Origin of the sequence: Janthinobacterium fluminis, assembly GCF_028595325.1 — a bacterium.
GTDB lineage: Bacteria > Pseudomonadota > Gammaproteobacteria > Burkholderiales > Burkholderiaceae_D > Janthinobacterium > Janthinobacterium fluminis.
The window spans coordinates 128,856-144,869 of the sequence record NZ_JAQQXR010000008.1 but is presented as its reverse complement, the minus strand read 5'-3'; the positions used below and the strand labels follow the sequence as shown (position 1 = coordinate 144,869).

17 protein-coding genes are annotated in these 16,014 nt (G+C 66.1%); 7 read left to right on the top strand and 10 right to left on the bottom strand.

Features of this window, described 5'->3' with window-relative positions; translation table 11 throughout:
- Positions 1-4: 4 nt before the first annotated feature.
- Positions 5-913, top strand: coding sequence for a sulfurtransferase (locus OIK44_RS19655; protein ID WP_273673198.1), 909 nt, complete (start codon positions 5-7; stop codon positions 911-913).
- 4 nt (positions 914-917) lie between these two features.
- Here the strand turns inward: OIK44_RS19655 and OIK44_RS19650 are convergent, their stop codons facing one another.
- A complete protein-coding gene (locus OIK44_RS19650) occupies positions 918-1,991 on the bottom strand; it encodes an ABC transporter substrate-binding protein (protein WP_273673196.1) in 1,074 nt (357 codons plus the stop codon).
- Positions 1,992-2,205: 214 nt separating this feature from the next.
- On the opposite strand from OIK44_RS19650, the gene OIK44_RS19645 reads away from it, so the two are divergent.
- Positions 2,206-2,625, top strand: a complete 420-nt coding sequence (locus tag OIK44_RS19645; protein WP_273673194.1) for an MAPEG family protein — start codon at positions 2,206-2,208, stop codon at positions 2,623-2,625.
- A 97-nt stretch (positions 2,626-2,722) separates the two neighbouring features.
- On the opposite strand, the gene OIK44_RS19640 is transcribed toward OIK44_RS19645, so the two are convergent.
- The 4 genes from OIK44_RS19640 to OIK44_RS19625 form a co-directional block, all read right to left on the bottom strand.
- The gene (locus tag OIK44_RS19640; RefSeq protein WP_273673193.1) at positions 2,723-3,304 is read right to left on the bottom strand and encodes a TerD family protein; all 582 of its coding nucleotides are present in this window, start codon (positions 3,302-3,304) and stop codon (positions 2,723-2,725) included.
- A gap of 24 nt (positions 3,305-3,328) precedes the next feature.
- Positions 3,329-4,024, bottom strand: coding sequence for a TIGR00266 family protein (locus OIK44_RS19635; RefSeq protein ID WP_273673191.1), 696 nt, complete (start codon positions 4,022-4,024; stop codon positions 3,329-3,331).
- A gap of 91 nt (positions 4,025-4,115) precedes the next feature.
- The gene (locus tag OIK44_RS19630; RefSeq protein WP_273673190.1) at positions 4,116-4,691 is read right to left on the bottom strand and encodes a TerD family protein; all 576 of its coding nucleotides are present in this window, start codon (positions 4,689-4,691) and stop codon (positions 4,116-4,118) included.
- 144 nt (positions 4,692-4,835) lie between these two features.
- Positions 4,836-5,882: a DUF475 domain-containing protein gene (locus tag OIK44_RS19625; protein WP_273673188.1), complete on the bottom strand. Its 1,047-nt coding sequence runs from the start codon at positions 5,880-5,882 to the stop codon at positions 4,836-4,838.
- A 102-nt stretch (positions 5,883-5,984) separates the two neighbouring features.
- Between OIK44_RS19625 and nhaR the strand changes: the two genes are divergently transcribed.
- The 5 genes from nhaR (at position 5,985) to OIK44_RS19600 (ending at position 11,691) form a co-directional block, all read left to right on the top strand.
- Positions 5,985-6,902: a transcriptional activator NhaR gene (nhaR, locus tag OIK44_RS19620; protein WP_273673186.1), complete on the top strand. Its 918-nt coding sequence runs from the start codon at positions 5,985-5,987 to the stop codon at positions 6,900-6,902.
- Positions 6,903-7,080: 178 nt separating this feature from the next.
- Positions 7,081-8,430 carry an MFS transporter gene (locus OIK44_RS19615; protein WP_273673184.1) on the top strand — a complete coding sequence of 450 codons (1,350 nt, stop codon included), beginning with the start codon at positions 7,081-7,083 and terminating at the stop codon, positions 8,428-8,430.
- 130 nt (positions 8,431-8,560) lie between these two features.
- Positions 8,561-9,343 carry a substrate-binding periplasmic protein gene (locus OIK44_RS19610; protein ID WP_273673183.1) on the top strand — a complete coding sequence of 261 codons (783 nt, stop codon included), beginning with the start codon at positions 8,561-8,563 and terminating at the stop codon, positions 9,341-9,343.
- 99 nt (positions 9,344-9,442) lie between these two features.
- Complete coding sequence (locus OIK44_RS19605) at positions 9,443-10,783, top strand: hemolysin family protein (RefSeq protein ID WP_273673182.1); 1,341 nt, start codon at positions 9,443-9,445, stop codon at positions 10,781-10,783.
- Between the two features lie 74 nt (positions 10,784-10,857).
- The gene (locus OIK44_RS19600) at positions 10,858-11,691 is read left to right on the top strand and encodes a substrate-binding periplasmic protein (protein WP_273673180.1); all 834 of its coding nucleotides are present in this window, start codon (positions 10,858-10,860) and stop codon (positions 11,689-11,691) included.
- A gap of 16 nt (positions 11,692-11,707) precedes the next feature.
- Here the strand turns inward: OIK44_RS19600 and OIK44_RS19595 are convergent, their stop codons facing one another.
- The 5 genes from OIK44_RS19595 to OIK44_RS19575 are packed head-to-tail and all read right to left on the bottom strand — an operon-like array spanning position 11,708 to position 15,995.
- Positions 11,708-12,754, bottom strand: coding sequence for an AI-2E family transporter (locus OIK44_RS19595; protein ID WP_273673178.1), 1,047 nt, complete (start codon positions 12,752-12,754; stop codon positions 11,708-11,710).
- Positions 12,755-12,802: 48 nt separating this feature from the next.
- On the bottom strand, positions 12,803-13,387 hold the full coding sequence (locus tag OIK44_RS19590; protein WP_273673177.1) for an SCO family protein: 585 nt from the start codon (positions 13,385-13,387) through the stop codon (positions 12,803-12,805).
- 5 nt (positions 13,388-13,392) lie between these two features.
- A complete protein-coding gene (gene cyoE / locus OIK44_RS19585) occupies positions 13,393-14,286 on the bottom strand; it encodes a heme o synthase (protein ID WP_273673175.1) in 894 nt (297 codons plus the stop codon).
- Complete coding sequence (locus OIK44_RS19580; RefSeq protein WP_273673173.1) at positions 14,283-15,446, bottom strand: COX15/CtaA family protein; 1,164 nt, start codon at positions 15,444-15,446, stop codon at positions 14,283-14,285. The genes cyoE and OIK44_RS19580 overlap by 4 nt, the downstream gene beginning before the upstream one ends.
- A 3-nt stretch (positions 15,447-15,449) precedes the next feature.
- On the bottom strand, positions 15,450-15,995 hold the full coding sequence (locus tag OIK44_RS19575) for an SCO family protein (protein ID WP_273673301.1): 546 nt from the start codon (positions 15,993-15,995) through the stop codon (positions 15,450-15,452).
- Positions 15,996-16,014 lie beyond the last annotated feature (19 nt).

Genomic DNA, 16,014 nt, shown 5'->3' with positions numbered 1-16,014 from the left:
CCCGATGCCCCTCCCCTCGACCATCCCTCCGGGCTGGCGCCCCGACCTGGCGCGCTGGCAGCAACTGGTGCCGCCGGCCCGGCTGGCGGCGCTGCTGGCGGCCGCGCCGCACTGGCGCCTGTTCGAGGTCGGTTGCGGCGGCGCGGCGCAGTTTTGCGCCGGCCACATCCCCGGCGCGGGCTACCTCGACACCAACGACATGGAGCGGGCGCCGTTGTGGAACAAGGTGCCGGACGCCGAGCTGCTGCAACTGCTGCTGCGGCACGGCGTGCGCCACGACAGCAGCGTCGTGCTGTACGGCCGCAACCCGCTGGCGGCCGCGCGCGCGGCCCAGTTGATGCTGTACGCCGGCGTGGCCGATGTGCGCCTGCTCGACGGCGGCCTGGCCGCGTGGCGCGGCGCCGGCGGCGCGCTGGCGACCGGCGCGCCGCGCCGTTACCGCGCCGCCGCCGCGTTCGGCGCGCCCTTCCCGGCCCGCCCCGACTACCTGATCGACGCGGCGCGCGTGCGCCAACTGTTGCGCCAGCCGGACGCCGCCCTCGTCAGCATCCGCACCTGGCGCGAATTCACCGGCCAGACCTCGGGCTACGGCTATATCGACGCGCGCGGCGACATTCCCGGCGCGCGCTGGGGCCGCGCCGGCGCCGGCGACGACATCAACAGCATGAGCGAATTCCACGACGCGGCCGGGCGCATGCTCCCGGCCGAGGCCATCGGCGCGCTCTGGCGCGGCGCCGGCGTCCACGCCGGCCAGCAGGCCGCGTTTTACTGCGGCACCGGCTGGCGCGCCTCGCTGGCCTTCTACTACGCCTGGCTGATGGGCTGGCCGCGCATCAGCGTCTATGACGGCGGCTGGTGCGAATGGAGCAGCGATCCCGCCAACCCCGTGGTCCGCCGCGCGGCCCCGCCGTGACGCCCTATCTGGCCGCCTCGATCTGCCAGAAACCGTCCTTGCCGGCCGACTTGCGCGCCAACAGGGCCGACGGCAACGCCACGTTCAGCGCCGCCAGGCGCGCCGGGTCGACCAGCACCGTCGGCGTGTCCTGCTTCAGGATGGGCATCACGTCCGGCTTGACATGGCGCTGCAGGATGCGCGCCGCCTGCCTGCCCGACAGCGCGCCGACGTAGCCGAAGTCGGCGCCCACATACAGCGCCGCGCCGGGCACCCGCACCATCGCCAGCGTCACCACCGGAATCCGGTTCTCGACGCCGAAGTCGCCCAGGTCGGTGGCCGGCTCGTATTTGCGCAAGCCGTAATAGGTGTCGAGCGGCACGGCGAACATCTGCACGCCGCCCTGCTGGTGCAACTGCTTCAGCGAGGGCACGATGCTGTCGCTCTTGCCGACCAGCCGCGACGCCACGGCGATGCCCAGCTGCCCGGCGCTGCTGGTGGCCGCCGCCACGTTGGCGACGCCGTTTTCGTCGTCGGTGTGTACCATGCCGATGCGCCGCACGGCCGGGAAAATCTGCTGCACCACCTTCACCGAGTCGCGCATGTCGGTGTACAGCGTGGCGCCGGTGACGCCCTCGCCGCCGTCGACCAGCGAGACGCAACCGGCCTCCACCGGATCGGCCACGGCGGTGAAGACGACGGGAATGCGGGCGTCCTCCAGTATGCCGCGCGCGTAACGGGTCGCCGGCGTGCCGATGGTCAGCACCAGGTCCGGCTTGGCGGCGGCGATGCGGCTGGCCTCCTCGCGTATGCGCATCAGCACCCCGAGGCGGGTCCAGAAACCGCCCTTTTCGAGGTCTAAGTCGATCTTCACGCGGTTCAGGCGCAGGTTCTTGCCCGCCACGATGCCGCTGCTTTGCAAGCCCTCCAGAAAACCCGCCATGGCTTCCTGAAACGGCTCGATGTCGCTCACCTGCAAGACCTCGACCGTGAACACATGCGACTCGTCCATCGCGGCCGGGGCCAGCGCCTCCATCGCCCGCGCGGGCGCGCCGCACGCGAGCAGTACCAGCGTCAACATACCTGCAACTTTGCGCATAATTTTTCCAATCGAGAGATGAAACGCCGCCAGCGACCGTGGCGCGCGGGCGGAGCGTGGGCGCTGCGCCGATGAGATGAATTAGAACAGAAAGCGTGTTTTTCCAGCAAAAAGAATGCTAACCCTGCGAGCCAATTTTCTGCGCCGCCAAGCCACGGCGCGCGCAGTATAATCCGCTGCGCATTTTTCCCGCGCCGCCACATTAAGGAAACAGATGAGTTTAACCGCGCTTGCCCTTCTCGGCTACATTACCTGGACTATCCTGCTGCTGCTGGCCATCGCCGCGCTGCGCCTCGCGCTGGTGCTGGGCGGACGCCGCGGCGCCAACAGCTTCGCCGCCGACGGCGCCGATGTGTCGCCGTTCGCGCAGCGGCTGGCGCGCGCCCACGCGAACTGCTATGAAAGCTTCCCCATCCTGGGCGGCCTGCTGCTGGTTGCGCTGGCGACCTGGCAAACCAGGCTCACCGATCCGCTGGCGCTGATGATGCTGGCCGCGCGCGTGGCGCAATCCTTCACCCATCTGTTGTCCGGCGGCGTGCTGGCCAGCCTGATCCGTTTCTTCTTCTTCGCCATCCAGCTGGGGATTGCGCTGCGCTGGTTGTTCCTGTTTCTCACGCACTGGACAGCTTTCTAGCGGCCGCGAAAAAAAAGGCGGGCCACGGCGGGCGGGGATGCTTTCCCGTCCATCGTGGCCCGCCCCCGCGCCGGCCGGTACCAGCGCGTAGCCGCGCTTACAGGTGCGGCGTGATCTGTGGCATCAGGTCGTCGAAGGTGCGGCCGCTGCCGTTTTCGCCGATCGCGTGCATTTTCCACTCGCCGTTATGGCGGTACAGCTTGGCCATGATCTGCGCCGTGTGGGCGCCCTGCACCGACAGGTTGAAGCGGGCGATTTCCTGGTTGTTGCCCGCATTGACGATGCGGCAGTAGGCGTTTTCCACTTGCGAGAAGTTCTGGCCGGTGAAGCTGTTGACGGTGAACACCAGGCTTTTCACATTGGCCGGCACCTTGCTCAGGTCGACGCCGATTTGCTCGTCGTCGCCGTCGCCGGCGCCGGTGCGGTTGTCGCCCGAGTGGACGATGCTGCCGTCACGGCTTTTCAGCTGGCGGAACCAGACGATGTCGGCCACGCTGTTGTTGTCGTCGAACAGCACGCAGGACGCGTCCAGGTCGATCGACTCGGTCTTCGCGCCGAAGCCGAAGAAACCCTTGGTCTTGATCGAATCCCAGCCCAGGCCCATCGTGATGCGCGTCAGCGCCGTGCCGGCTTCCTTGTCCAGAGAGATTTTCTGGCCCTTGCTTAAATTAACTGACATATAAAACTCCTTGATTGTGTGTAGTTACGACTGCTTGCGCTGGGTCCAGCTCAGGAAGGCGGCGCGGTTGCGCGAGCACACCAGCACCTTGCCCTGGCCGGAAAACTTCAGCACCATGCCCTCGCCGCTGGTCTGGCTGTTCACCAGATTGCCGAGGAAGCCGCCGCTGTTGCCCGTCGTGATGGAAATCTCGTAGTGCAGCCGGCTGTCCCAGCACACCACATGGGAATTGTCGATGACCACGTCCTTGCCGGGCGTGACCTCCAACTCCGACATCGAGCCGAAGCCGGACACGGCGACCTGGCCGCTGCCGGCCGTCTCGGTGATGAAGAAACCGCCGCTCTGCGCGAACAAGGCATTGCCCAGGCTCTGCGTGCGCACCTTCAGTTCGACGCCGGAACTGGCGGCGACGAAGGCGCCGTCGCTGAGCATGTACTGGCGCGCGCCGACGTCGACCACTTGCACCGCGCCCGGCAGCGTCGGCGACAGCAGGCAATCGCCGTCGCCGCGCACGGCCTCGATGTGCTGCTGGAAGAACGATTCGCCGTTGGCGAAGCGGCGCATGATGGCGCTGCCTATGCCGCCGGTCATCTTGCCCTTCAGATCCAGGCTGGCCTCCATCATCACCATCGCGTCCGATTCGCAATAAATCTTCTCGCCCTTCGCAAGCGACACGTGCAGAAACGGGTCCACATCCCCTGTTACGCTAAATACTGGCATTTGACTCTTTCCTTATCGCCTGAAAGCAGGCCTGCGAATTGACCACCGGGCTGCCCGCGGCCCGCCAGGCGGGCCGCGGCAGACTGCTTATTTAGACACCGACGCCGAACGACGCGGCCAAAGGACCCAGGCCGCCTTTGTAACCCTGGCCGATGGCCTTGAACTTCCAATCGGCGCCGTTGCGGTAGATTTCACCGAACACCATCGCCGTCTCGGCCGAGCCGTCTTCGGACAGGTCGAAGCGGGCGATTTCCGTGTTGCCGTTGGCGTTGATGCAACGCACATACGCCTTTTGCACCATGCCGAAGTTTTGCTTGCGCGCTTCGGCGTCGTGGATCGTCACGCAGACGGCGATTTTCTCGACGTCGGCCGGCACCAGGCCCAGGTCGATGGTGACGGTTTCGTCGTCGCCGTCGCCGGCGCCGGTGCGGTTGTCGCCCGAGTGGGTCACCGAGGTGTCGCTGGACTTCAGGTTGTTGTAGAAGATCATGTCGAGGTCGGCGCGCACCTTACCGTCGACCTTGAGCAGGAAAGCGGAGCCGTCGATGTCGAACGCGGCGCCGTCGGTGGCGCGCGCATCCCAACCCAAACCGACGATCATTTTCGACAGGCCCGGAGCTTCTTTGCTCAGATTAACGTTACCGCCTTTTTGCAGACTGATTGCCATGATGTGTTTCTCCTATGTGATATGAAAGTACTGCCGTGCTTCACGAACACCTGGCGCAGCCACCGTTCCGCCCCGCGGAGCCGGCGCTGGCGCCTGGTACTGCCTGCGGCAAACTGGTGCTCAGCGTTTGCCGCCTTATTTCTGTCAGGCCGCCACTTCCAGCGCGCCCTGCTTGCGTTTGTAACGGACCGACGACCACAGCGACGCCAGGATGAAGGCCACGCCGATCAGGCCGGTGAACAGTTCCGGAATGTGGAACTTCATGCTTGCCAACATAATCAAGGCCAGGATACCGATCGCATAGTGGGCGCCGTGCTCCAGGAAAACGAACTCGTCGAGTGTACCCTTCTGCACCAGGAACACCGTCATCGAGCGCACGAACATCGCGCCGATTGCCAGGCCCAGCATGATGATCACGACATCCTTGGTGATCGCAAACGCGCCGATCACGCCGTCGAAGGAGAACGATGCGTCCAGCACCTCCAGGTACAGGAAGCCGCCGATACCGCCGCGCTTGACCAGATCGCCGACATTCGTGCCATTCTCTTCTTTTTCCAGCAAACCGCTCACCACGTCCACGCCGACATACGTCAGTACACCCCACAGACCCGCCGTCAGCACGACCAGCTTCTGGCCCTCGTCCACCATCGTCAGGCTGGCCATCAGCGTACCCAGCGCGACCATCACGGACACCGAGGAAATCTTGCCCAGCGCGCCAAGCTTTTCTTCCAGGTGGCCCAGCCAGTGCATCTCTTTTTCGGCGTCAAGCAGGAAGTTCAGGAAAACCAGCAGCAGGAAAATACCGCCGAAGGCCGCCACTTCCGCGTGGTGGTTGGTCAGGTGCATCGAGTAGGCTTCGGGATTGTTCAAGGCCAGGTTCCACACTTCCACCAGTCCCAGGTCGGCGGCCTGCGCCACGATCACCAGCGGGAACAGCAAACGCATGCCGAACACGGCGATGATGATGCCGACGCCAAGGAATAAGGACTGCCAGAACTTGTCCCAGGTCTTCAAGACCGAGGCGTTGACCACCGCGTTGTCAAACGACAGCGACACTTCCATGACGCCGAGGATGACGGCGATGCCGACGGCCGACAGCAGGCCGGACATGCCGCTGTGGCTGTAGCCCCACCAGCCGGCGCCGGCCAGGCATAGCGCCGTGACCAGAAACGACACTCTGAAATGTTTCATTCGATTCCCCTTTTATATGTAATGCGATGAAGGCCAGTGTAACCAACATCCAAACATTTAAAAATAGGAGATAATGGAAGAATTACTTCGTAAAAGCAGAAGATGAAAACCACCGGACTAAACTTTCGCCATCTATATTTCTTTTGGGTCGTCGCCAAGGAGGGCGGCGTCACGCGCGCGGCCGAGCGCCTGGGGCTGGCGGTGCAGACCATCAGCAGCCAGCTGGCCCTGCTGGAACAGGCGGTGGGGAAATCCCTGCTGGCGCCGCAGGGGCGGCGCCTGGTGCCGACCGAGGCGGGGCGCATGGCGCTCGGCTACGCCGACCAGATCTTCCTGCTCGGCGAGCAGTTGCAGGACGCGCTGATCGAAACGGATGCCGAAAAGATGCGCCTGACGGTGGGCATTTCCGACTCGCTGCCCAAGCTGATCGCCTACCGCCTGCTGGAGGCGACCCGCACGCTGCCGGTGCAGGTGAAGCTGGCCTGCTACGAGCACGAATTCGAATCGCTGCTGGCCGACCTGGCCATGCACAAGCTCGACGTCGTGCTGACGGACCGCTCGGTGCGGGCCGGCGCCAGCCTGCGCGTGTTCAGCCACCTGCTGGGGGAAAGCGCGATGAAGCTGTTCGGCGTGGCGGCGCTGGCCGAGCGCTACCGCGACGGCTTTCCGGGCAGCCTGAACGGCGCGCCGCTGCTGCTGCCGACGCGCAACAACGCGCTGCGCGGCCGCATCGACGAATGGCTGGTGCAGCACGGCGTGCGTCCCGACGTGGTCGGGGAATTCGAGGACAACGCCATGCTCAACACCTTCGGCCGCAACGGCCTGGGCCTGTTTTTCGCGCCGGCGGCGCTGGAATCGGACATCAAGGAGCAGTTCAATGCCGAGCTGGTGGGCGACGTGCCGGAACTGCGCGAGCAGTTCTACGCGATATCGGCCGAACGCAAGATCAAGCACCCGGCCGTCGAGGCCATCCTGGCGACCGTGCACAAGGGCCTGTTCGCCGTCGCCAGCCGCGATTGAGGCGCCGCGCGCCGGCGCGCAGAGCGGCCGGCGCCGCCATTCACAAGAAAAACTAATAAATCCATTCGAAAATAACGTTTGAATAATAGATAAAACTGGACTTTAATGAACGACTGGAAAGCGGGCGCCGGCCGCCCGACCGACCAGCGCAAACCAATAAAAACCAGGAGTCAGCAACATGAGTAAAACGATCGACATTCCCGATCTCATCAACAACAACAACATCGGCGGCTTCCAGATCGGCATGCTGATCCTGTGCGGCCTGTGCGTCATCATGGACGGTTTCGACGTGCAGGCGATGGGTTACGTGGCCCCGGCCATCATCCAGGACTGGCACGTCAGCAAAGCCAACCTCGGCCCCGTGTTCGGCGCCGGCCTGCTGGGCATGTTGGTCGGCTCGCTGCTGTTCAGCATCGCCGCCGACAAGGTCGGGCGCCGCCCCGTGCTGATCGGCGCGACGCTGTTCTTCTCGGTCTGCATGCTGCTGACGCCGCTGGCCACCAGCATCGAGCAATTGCAGATCATCCGCTTCATCACCGGCCTGGGCCTGGGCGCCGTGATGCCGAACGCGATGGCGCTGGCCGGCGAGTACAGCCCGCTGCGCAAAAGGGTCACCCTGATGATGCTCGTCTCCTGCGGCTTCACCGTCGGCGCCGTGCTCGGCGGCCTGCTGTCGGCGGCCTTGATCCCCACGTTCGGCTGGCAATCCGTGTTCTACGTCGGCGGCATCGTGCCGCTGGTGATCGGCATCCTGATGTTCTTCCTGCTGCCGGAATCCATGCAATTCCTCGTGCTGCGCAAGAAGAACCTCGACAAGGTGGCGCGCTGGCTGAAGCGCATCGCCCCCGACACCGTCATCGACCGCGACAGCCAGTTCATCGTCCATGAAAAAGAGCACAAGGGCGCGCCGGTGCTGCAACTGTTCAAGGACGGCCGCGCCAAGATGACGGTGCTGCTGTGGGTCATCAACTTCATGAACCTGCTGAACCTGTACTTCCTGTCGAACTGGCTGCCGACCATCGCCAAGGACGCCGGCCTGTCCACGGCCAACGCGGTGCTGGCCGGCACCGCGCTGCAAGTGGGCGGCACCATCGGCACCGTCGTCATGGGCCAGTTGATCGACCGCTCCAGCTTCCGCCGCGTGCTGCTGCCCTGCTTCGCCGTGGCGGCCGTGGCGATCGCCCTGATCGGCCGCCCCGACGTCTCGCTGGCCTTCCTGTTCACGGCCATCTGCATCGCCGGCTTTTGCGTGGTCGGCGGCCAGCCCGCCGTCAACGCCCTGGCCGCCAGCTACTACCCGACCACGCTGCGCTCGACCGGCATCGGCTGGAGCCTGGGCGTGGGGCGCATCGGCTCCATCGTCGGCCCGGTGCTGGGCGGCGAACTGATACGCCTGAACTGGCCCAACAGCACCATCTTCCTCGTCGTGGCGATTCCCGCCGTCGTCTCGACCCTGATGGTGTGGGGCATGCGGCGTCCGCCGGCCGGCAAGGCCGGCGGCGACGCCAGGCTGGGCACGGCCGCGTAAACCCGGGCTTGCCGTGCGCTGTACCGCGCGGCAATTTCCGCTTTCCCCCGGAAATATTGAGGGTATAATTTTCGCATCGGCATTCAGGATGACGGGGGCGGCGATGGCGGCGCGGACACGGAGACGGCTCATGTCGATCTGCCTGGGCGCGCTCGCCCTGCTGGGCGCCGCCCCGGCCGCGCGCGCGACGGAGCTGCGCATCCTCACCGAGGAAAACCCGCCGATCTCCTTCAGCGAGCAAGGCAAGGCGGCCGGCCTCGGCGTCGACCTCGTCGACGACATCCAGCGGCGCCTGAAAAGCCATCAGGCGGTGCAGGTGCTGCCTTGGGCGCGCGCCTACGCCATGCTGCAGCAGGAGCCGAATATCGCGCTGTTCGCGACCATGCGCACCGCCGAGCGCGAAGCGCAATTCAAATGGGTAGGCCCGATCGCCACCGTGAAAACCAGCTTCTACGCCAGGCGCGGCGACGGCGTGCACCTGGCCAACCTGGCCGAGGCGAAGGCGGCCGGCGTCATCCTGGTGCCCCGCGAATACTATTCCCACCAGGTGCTGAACCACCTCGGCTTCGTCAATCTGCAAGCCGTGTCGCGCCCCGACATCATGGTGCGCATGCTGATGGCGGGCCGGCGCGGCCTGATGGTCGGCGACAACCTGACCATAGCCGCGCTGCTGCAGAATGTCGGCGCCAAGGCCGGCGACGCCGAGCCCGTGTACACCTTCATGGAGTCGCAGTACTACATCGCCTTCTCGCGCCAGAGCGCCGACGCGCTGGTGCAGCAATGGCAGGCCAGCCTGGACGAGATGAAACGCGACGGCCGCTTCGCCGCCATCTACGCCAAATGGCTGCCCGGCGAAACGCCGCCGGGCCTGCGGCCGAACGCGCCCGCCGAGCCGGGCGCCGCCGGCAAATAGGCGGCGCCGGCCTTGCCGCGGCGCGGCGGCGCGGCTGAAAATCCGCGCCGCCGCGCCAACGTCGTTTATGATGCTTGTTTTAACAGCCTTACGGCACATATGCATAACGTCTTGCTAGTCCTGCTCGCCCTGTTCCTGGTCGCGCTCAACGGTTTTTTCGTGGCGGCCGAATTCGGCATCGTCACCCTGCGGCGCACCCGCATCCGCGCCATCGCCAAGACCCAGGGCCTGCGCGGACGCACCCTGGCCAAGGTCCACGGCGAACTCGATTCCTACCTGTCGGCCTGCCAGCTCGGCATCACCCTGGCCTCGCTGGGCCTGGGCTGGGTCGGCGAACCGGCCTTCGCCGGCCTGCTCGAACCGCTCTTCGCGGCCCTCGGCGTGAGCTCGCCGCAACTGATCCACGGCGTCTCGTTCGCCTTCGCCTTCCTCGTCATCTCCTTCCTGCACATCGTCGTCGGCGAACTGGCGCCGAAGTCGCTGGCCATCCGCAACCCGGAAGTGATCGGCCTGTGGAGCTCGGTTCCGCTGTACGGCTTCTACTGGACCATGTATCCGGCCATCTGGCTGCTGAACGCCAGCGCCAACGCCGTGCTGCGCCTGGTCGGCCTGTCCGGCGGCGGCGGCCACGATGCGCACTACTCGACCGAGGAGTTGAAGCTGATCCTGCGCACCAGCCAGCCGGGCGAGAAGTTCACCCGCGACGAGCGCAACATCCTCGCCCAGTCGCTGGAATTCGAGCAGTTGACGGTGTCCGACCTGATGCGCCCGATTAACGAGGTGATCGCCCTGCACGCCACCAAATCGCTCGACGAGAACCTGCAGACGGTGCTGCGCAACCGCTTCAGCCGCTACCCGTATTTCGACGAGAACGGCGACGACGTGCTCGGCGTGATCCACCTGAAGGACTTGTTTTTCGCCCAGCAGGCCGGCAAACCGATCACCTCGCTGCGGCCCTTCCTGCGCCCCGTCGACGTGATTTCCGCGCGCACCCCGGCGCTGGAGCTGTTCCGCCGCTTCCGCGACGGCGCGCCGCACTTCGCGCTGATCGGCGAAAAGGGCAAGCGCCCGCTCGGCTTCATCACGCTCGACAACCTGCTCGGCGCCATGGTCGGCGAAATCCGCGACGAATTCCGCCCCAACGAGAACGACTGGCTGCGCCAGAGCGACGGCACGCTGGTCGGCAAGGCCAGCCTGCCGATCTTCTCGCTCGAACGCATCCTCGGCATCGACATCGAGAACGAGGAGCTGGGGCTGGAGGACGTGGAATCCGTCGGCGGCCTGATCATGGTCAAGCTGGGCGACATCCCGAAGCAGGGGCAGCGCATCACCTTCGCCGACTTCGATATTGTTGTAAAGAAAATGAACGGTCCGCGCATTGTCCTCATCAAGGTGATACCGAAGCTGGAGCGCCACATGGGGCCGGACGAACAGGACTGAGGACGGCCGGCTAAACCGCTTGGTCCGCGCCGCCGTATCTGCTAGAGTGAGAACAACCTCTGGGGGAAACGGCCGTGCTGACCCGCCTCATCCTGTGCTGCTTGCTGCTCGGCGCCGGCGCCGAAGCGGCCGCGCGCCAGCCCGGCCCGGCCGGCTGCGCCGCCATCAGCGTCGCCTTCTACGACCACGGCGCCCTGTACTACCGCAGCGGCGGCGCCTGGAGCGGCATCGACAAGGACCTCGTCACCGAACTGGGGCGGCGCAGCGGCTGCCGCTTCCGCTACCTGACCGACTCGCGCGTGCGCATCTGGGCGATGATACAGACAGGCACCCTGGACATGTCGGTGTCGGCCATTCCCACCACCGAACGCAAGAAATTCGCCCGCTTCGTGCCGTATATGGCGACCCGCAACTACGTCTTGCTCCCCAAGAGCCTCGCCGTCAAGGTGCGCAGCCTGGACGAGTTCCTCGCTGAGCCGTCCTACAAGATCGCCGTCGTCAAAAGCTTCAAGCACGGCCCCACCTATGACGCCTGGCTCGACAAGCTGCGCGCCCAGGGCCGCGTCTACGACACGGCCGACTACACGGCCCTGGTCCACCTGCTGAAGATAGGCCGCGTGCAGGCCGTGCTGAGCCTGCCCACGAGTTGGATGCCGCTGTTCAAGAACGGCGAGCTGAACGATGATTTCCGGCCGATGGACTGGGCGCCCAGGGACGTCGTCGTCGGCGCGCTGGTGCTGTCGCGCCAGACCGTGCCGGCGGCGACGGTGCAACTGTTCGAGCGGACGATGCGGGAAATGCGCGCCGACGGCACGCTGAAAGCCATCTTCGAGCGCCACGTCAGCGCCGACATCGCCGCCGGCATGCTGGCCTACCCGGGCGAACCGGAGGGCGAACAGCGCAACTAGGCTACGCGCCGGCCGTTCACGGCGTCTCCGGCGGCGTGCCGGTCCAGTTGCGCAGCAGCCCGTACAGCACCGCCAGCAGGGTCGGGCCGATGAACAAGCCGACGAAACCGAAGGCCAGCACGCCGCCCAGCACGCCCAGCAGCACGAGCAGGAAAGGCAGGCTGCTGCCGCGGCTGATCAACATGGGTTTGACGATGTTGTCGACGCCGCTGATGAGGAAGAAACCCCAGACCAGCATGAAGACGCCCCAGCCCGTGTCGCCCTGGTTGAACAGCCAGACGGCGGCGCCGCCCCAGATCAGGGGCGGGCCGACGGGGATCAGCGAAAACAGGAAGGTGCCGATGCCGAGCAGCGCGACGGCCGGCACGCCGGCGATCAGGAAACCGAGCACGGCCACCAGCGCCTGCGCCAGCGCCGTGCCGAGCAGGCCGTACATGACGCCGCGCACGGTGCGGCTGACCGTCAGCGCCAGTTGCGCCGCGTTGTCGCCGAGGATGCGCTGCATGCCGGCCAACAGCGCCGCCAGCAGGGCCTGGCCGTCGCGGTACAGGAAGAAGCTGACGAACACGGCCAGGCTGGTCTGCGCCACGCCGCTGCCGAGCAGCAAGCCGCCGGCCAACAGGAAGCGGCGCGCCGGCTCCAGCAGGTTCTTCAGCAGCTCCAGCATTTCCGCCTTGCTGCCGATGAGGCGCCGCACATAGCCGTCCAGCGTCTCGCCGACCACGGGCAGCTCCTTGAGCCAGGCCGGCGCCGCCAGCGCGCCGGCGTCGAGGGCCAGCTTGATCTGGTCGTAGATGCGCGCGACGTTGTCGGCCAGGTTATAGGTCACCAGCGTCAGCGGCACGACGATCAGCAACACCAGCGACAGCGTCATGATGGCGGCGGCCAGATTGCGCCGCCCCTTCAGGCGCGCCAGCAGCATCAGGTAGAGCGGCCAGCTGGAGATGCTGACGCAGGCGGCGAACAGCATCGCCGCCAGGAAGGGCTTGAGGACGAAGAAACAGCCGACCAGCAAAAATACGATGGCGGCCATGCGCGCCAGCATTTCGAAACGTTTTTCCATGCCTTGCAAGCCTTCCACCGGGGTCGGGCGCGCGCCGCGCGCCAAAGGTCAGGACAGCAGTTGTTTCAGATCGTGGACGATGGGCGCGGCGCCCTGGCCGTGGCGCAGGAACAGGCGGATCTTGCCGTTGCGGTCGAACACATAGCTGCCGGCCGTGTGGTCGACCGTGTAGCTGCCGGCGCTCTTGCCCGGCACCTTGGCGAAGAACACCTTGAAGTCCTTGCTGACCTTGGCGGTGGCGGCGGCGTCGCCGTACAGGCCGATGAAGCGCTTGTCGAAGGCCGGCACGTATTCGGCCAGCAGGGCCTGGGTGTCGCGCTCCGGGTCGACCGTCACGAACGCCACCTGCACCTGCTCGGCCAGCGGCCCCAGCTCCTTCATCACGCCGGCCATCTCGACCATCGTCGTCGGGCACACGTCCGGGCACTGGGTGTAGCCGAAGAACATCACCACCACCTTGCCCTTGAAGTCGGCCAGCGTGCGCGGCTTGCCCGTGTGGTCGGTCAGCGCGAAGTCCTGGGCGTAATCGAGGCCGCTCAGGTCGGTGTTCTTAAATTCCAGCTTGGGGGCCGACTGCTGGCCGCAGGCGGCCAGCACGACGCTCAATACCAGCAGGGAGAGGAGTTTTTTCATGGCGTTTAAAATTTAAAGTAATGGTCGACCAGCAGCGCCGCGAACAGCAGCGACAGGTAGATGATCGACCAGGTGAAGGCCTTGCGCGCGATCAGGTCCGTGTAATGGCGGTAAATCTTCCAGGCGTGGTGCAGGAACACGCCGTTCAGCAGCACCGCCGACACCAGGTAGATCATCCCGCTCATGTGCACGGCGAACGGCAGCAAGGTGGTGGCGGCCAGCGCGATCGAGTACAGCAAGACGTGGAACTGGGTGAACGGCAGGCCGTGGGTGACCGGCAGCATCGGCAGGCCGGATTTCGCGTAGTCGTCGCGGCGGTACATCGCCAGCGCCCAGAAGTGCGGCGGGGTCCAGACGAAAATGATCAGCACCAGCAGCCAGGCTTGCATCGGCACGTCGTTGGCGACGGCGGCCCAGCCCAGCGCCGGCGGCATGGCGCCGGACAGGCCGCCGATGACGATGTTTTGCGGCGTCGCCGGCTTCAGCAGCATGGTGTAGATGACGGCGTAGCCGACGAAGGTGACGAAGGTCAGCCACATCGTCAGCGGATTCACCATCGTGTACAAAATCCACATGCCGGCGCCGCCGATGACGGCCGAGAACACCATGGTTTGCTTGACGCTGATGTCGCCCATGGCCATCGGGCGGCGCGCCGTGCGCGCCATGCGCGCGTCGATTTCGCGCTCGGCCAGGCAGTTCACGGCGAAGGCCGCGCCGGCCAGCAGCCAGATGCCGAGGGTGGCGGCGATGACGACGCGCCACTCGGGCATCTCGTCGGAAGCGAGGAACATGCCGATCACGGCGCAGAACACGGCCAGTTGGGTCACGCGTGGTTTGGTCAGCGCCCAGTACTGGGCGATGCGGTTGCTCGATTTGCGGGGTGTGGTCTGGGTCGTCATTGGTGGTGTTTCACAGGCGAAAATTGCGTGGATGCCGCGCCGGACGCGGCGAGTCGGGCAATCTCGAATTGCTGCTTGGCTTGGTAGTTTAACATGGTCAGGAACAGCACCAGCAGGGCGGCGCCGCCGTTGTGCAGCACGGCGATGGCCAGCGGCCAGTTGAAGTAAATCGTCGCCAGCCCCGTGCACGCCTGCAGCAGCAGCACGACGGCGATGGCGCGCGCGCTGCGCCGCAGCGCCGCGTGGCCCCAGGCGCGGTAAGCCGTGTAGCCGAGGACGGCGACCACCACCAGGGCGAAGCTGCGGTGCACCCAGTGGATCGCCGTCAGCGCCGAGAACGGCAGGTAGTGGCCGGCCGCCGTCTTGCCCAGCTCGCGCCACAGCGTGAAGCCGTGCTCGAAGTCCATGGGCGGCAGCAGCTGGCCGTCGCACAGCGGGAAGTCGGTGCAGGCGAGCGTCGCGTAGTTGGTGCTGACCCAGCCGCCCAGCGCGATCTGCACCAGCAGCAGCAGCGCCGAGCCCAGGGCCAGCAGGCGGATGCGGCGCATCACCGGCAGCGGGCCGGTGCGCGGCGGCGGCGGCGGCGCCAGCGCCGCGTCCTGGCGCGCGCCCAGCCAGACCAGCATCGCCAGCAGGCCCATGCCGAACAGCAGGTGCAGCGTGACGATCGCCGGCTGCAGCTTGAGCGTCACGGTCAAGGCGCCGAAACCGCCCTGCACGCAGAGGAACAGGAACAGGGCCGTCGGCAGCGCCGGCGCGAATTCGTCGCGCCGGTGCTGGCGCCACTGGCGCCTGGCCTGCGCCATCATCGCCATGCCCAGCACGCCGATCGCCATCGCCAGGTAGCGGTGCGTCATCTCGATCCAGGCCTTGAACAGCGTCACCGGGCCGCTCGGCATCAGGGCCTCGGCGGCGCTGATCTCGGCGTGCGCCAGGAAGGGGTTGGCCAGGCCGTAGCAGCCGGGCCAGTCGGGGCAGCCGAGGCCGGAGTCGGTCAGGCGCGTGAAGGCGCCGAACATGATCAGGTCGAAGGTCAGGAACACCGCCACCCACACCAGTTTGCGGTATTTGTTCGCGTCCGCCGAGATCCACACCATCGTCAGCGGCACCAGTGCGATCAGCAGGCCGGTGATGGCCAGTTGGGCCAGGGTCAGATGCATCGCTTAACCTATCGCCGACGCTTTAAGCAGCTTGCCGATGTCCTTCTTCACCTTGGACGGGTCGGCGTCCTTGGGGAAGCGCATCATCAAGTGGCCCAGCGGGTCGATCAGATACATGTGCTCGGCGGCGTTGCCGCCCGCCTCCACCGGCAGCCAGGAGCGCAGCGCCGCCGCCGGTACGCGCAGCATGTGGGTGCCGTCGAACTCGCGCATCAGCGCCGTGTCGAGCGGCTCGGCGTCGGTGATCAGCCAGACGCGCTCCAGGCGCTCCATTTCCTTGCCCTGCATCAAGCGCAACTGGCGCATCGCGAACAACTGCTTCTTGCACGCCTCGCGGCAGTCGGAGGGGCCGCTCTGCAGCATCACCCACTTGCCCTTGAACGCCTCCAGGCCGCCCGGCTTGCCTTCCAGCGTAGTCACGCCCAGCGCCGGAATCGGGTAGGCGCGCGGGTCGAGCAGCGCGCCGTAGTTGCTGCGCCCGGAAGGCTTGATGATGTAATACGTGAAGTAGGAGGCGATGATGGGAAAGGCGCACACGGCCACCACCATCAGGAGCTTCAGGCGCCCG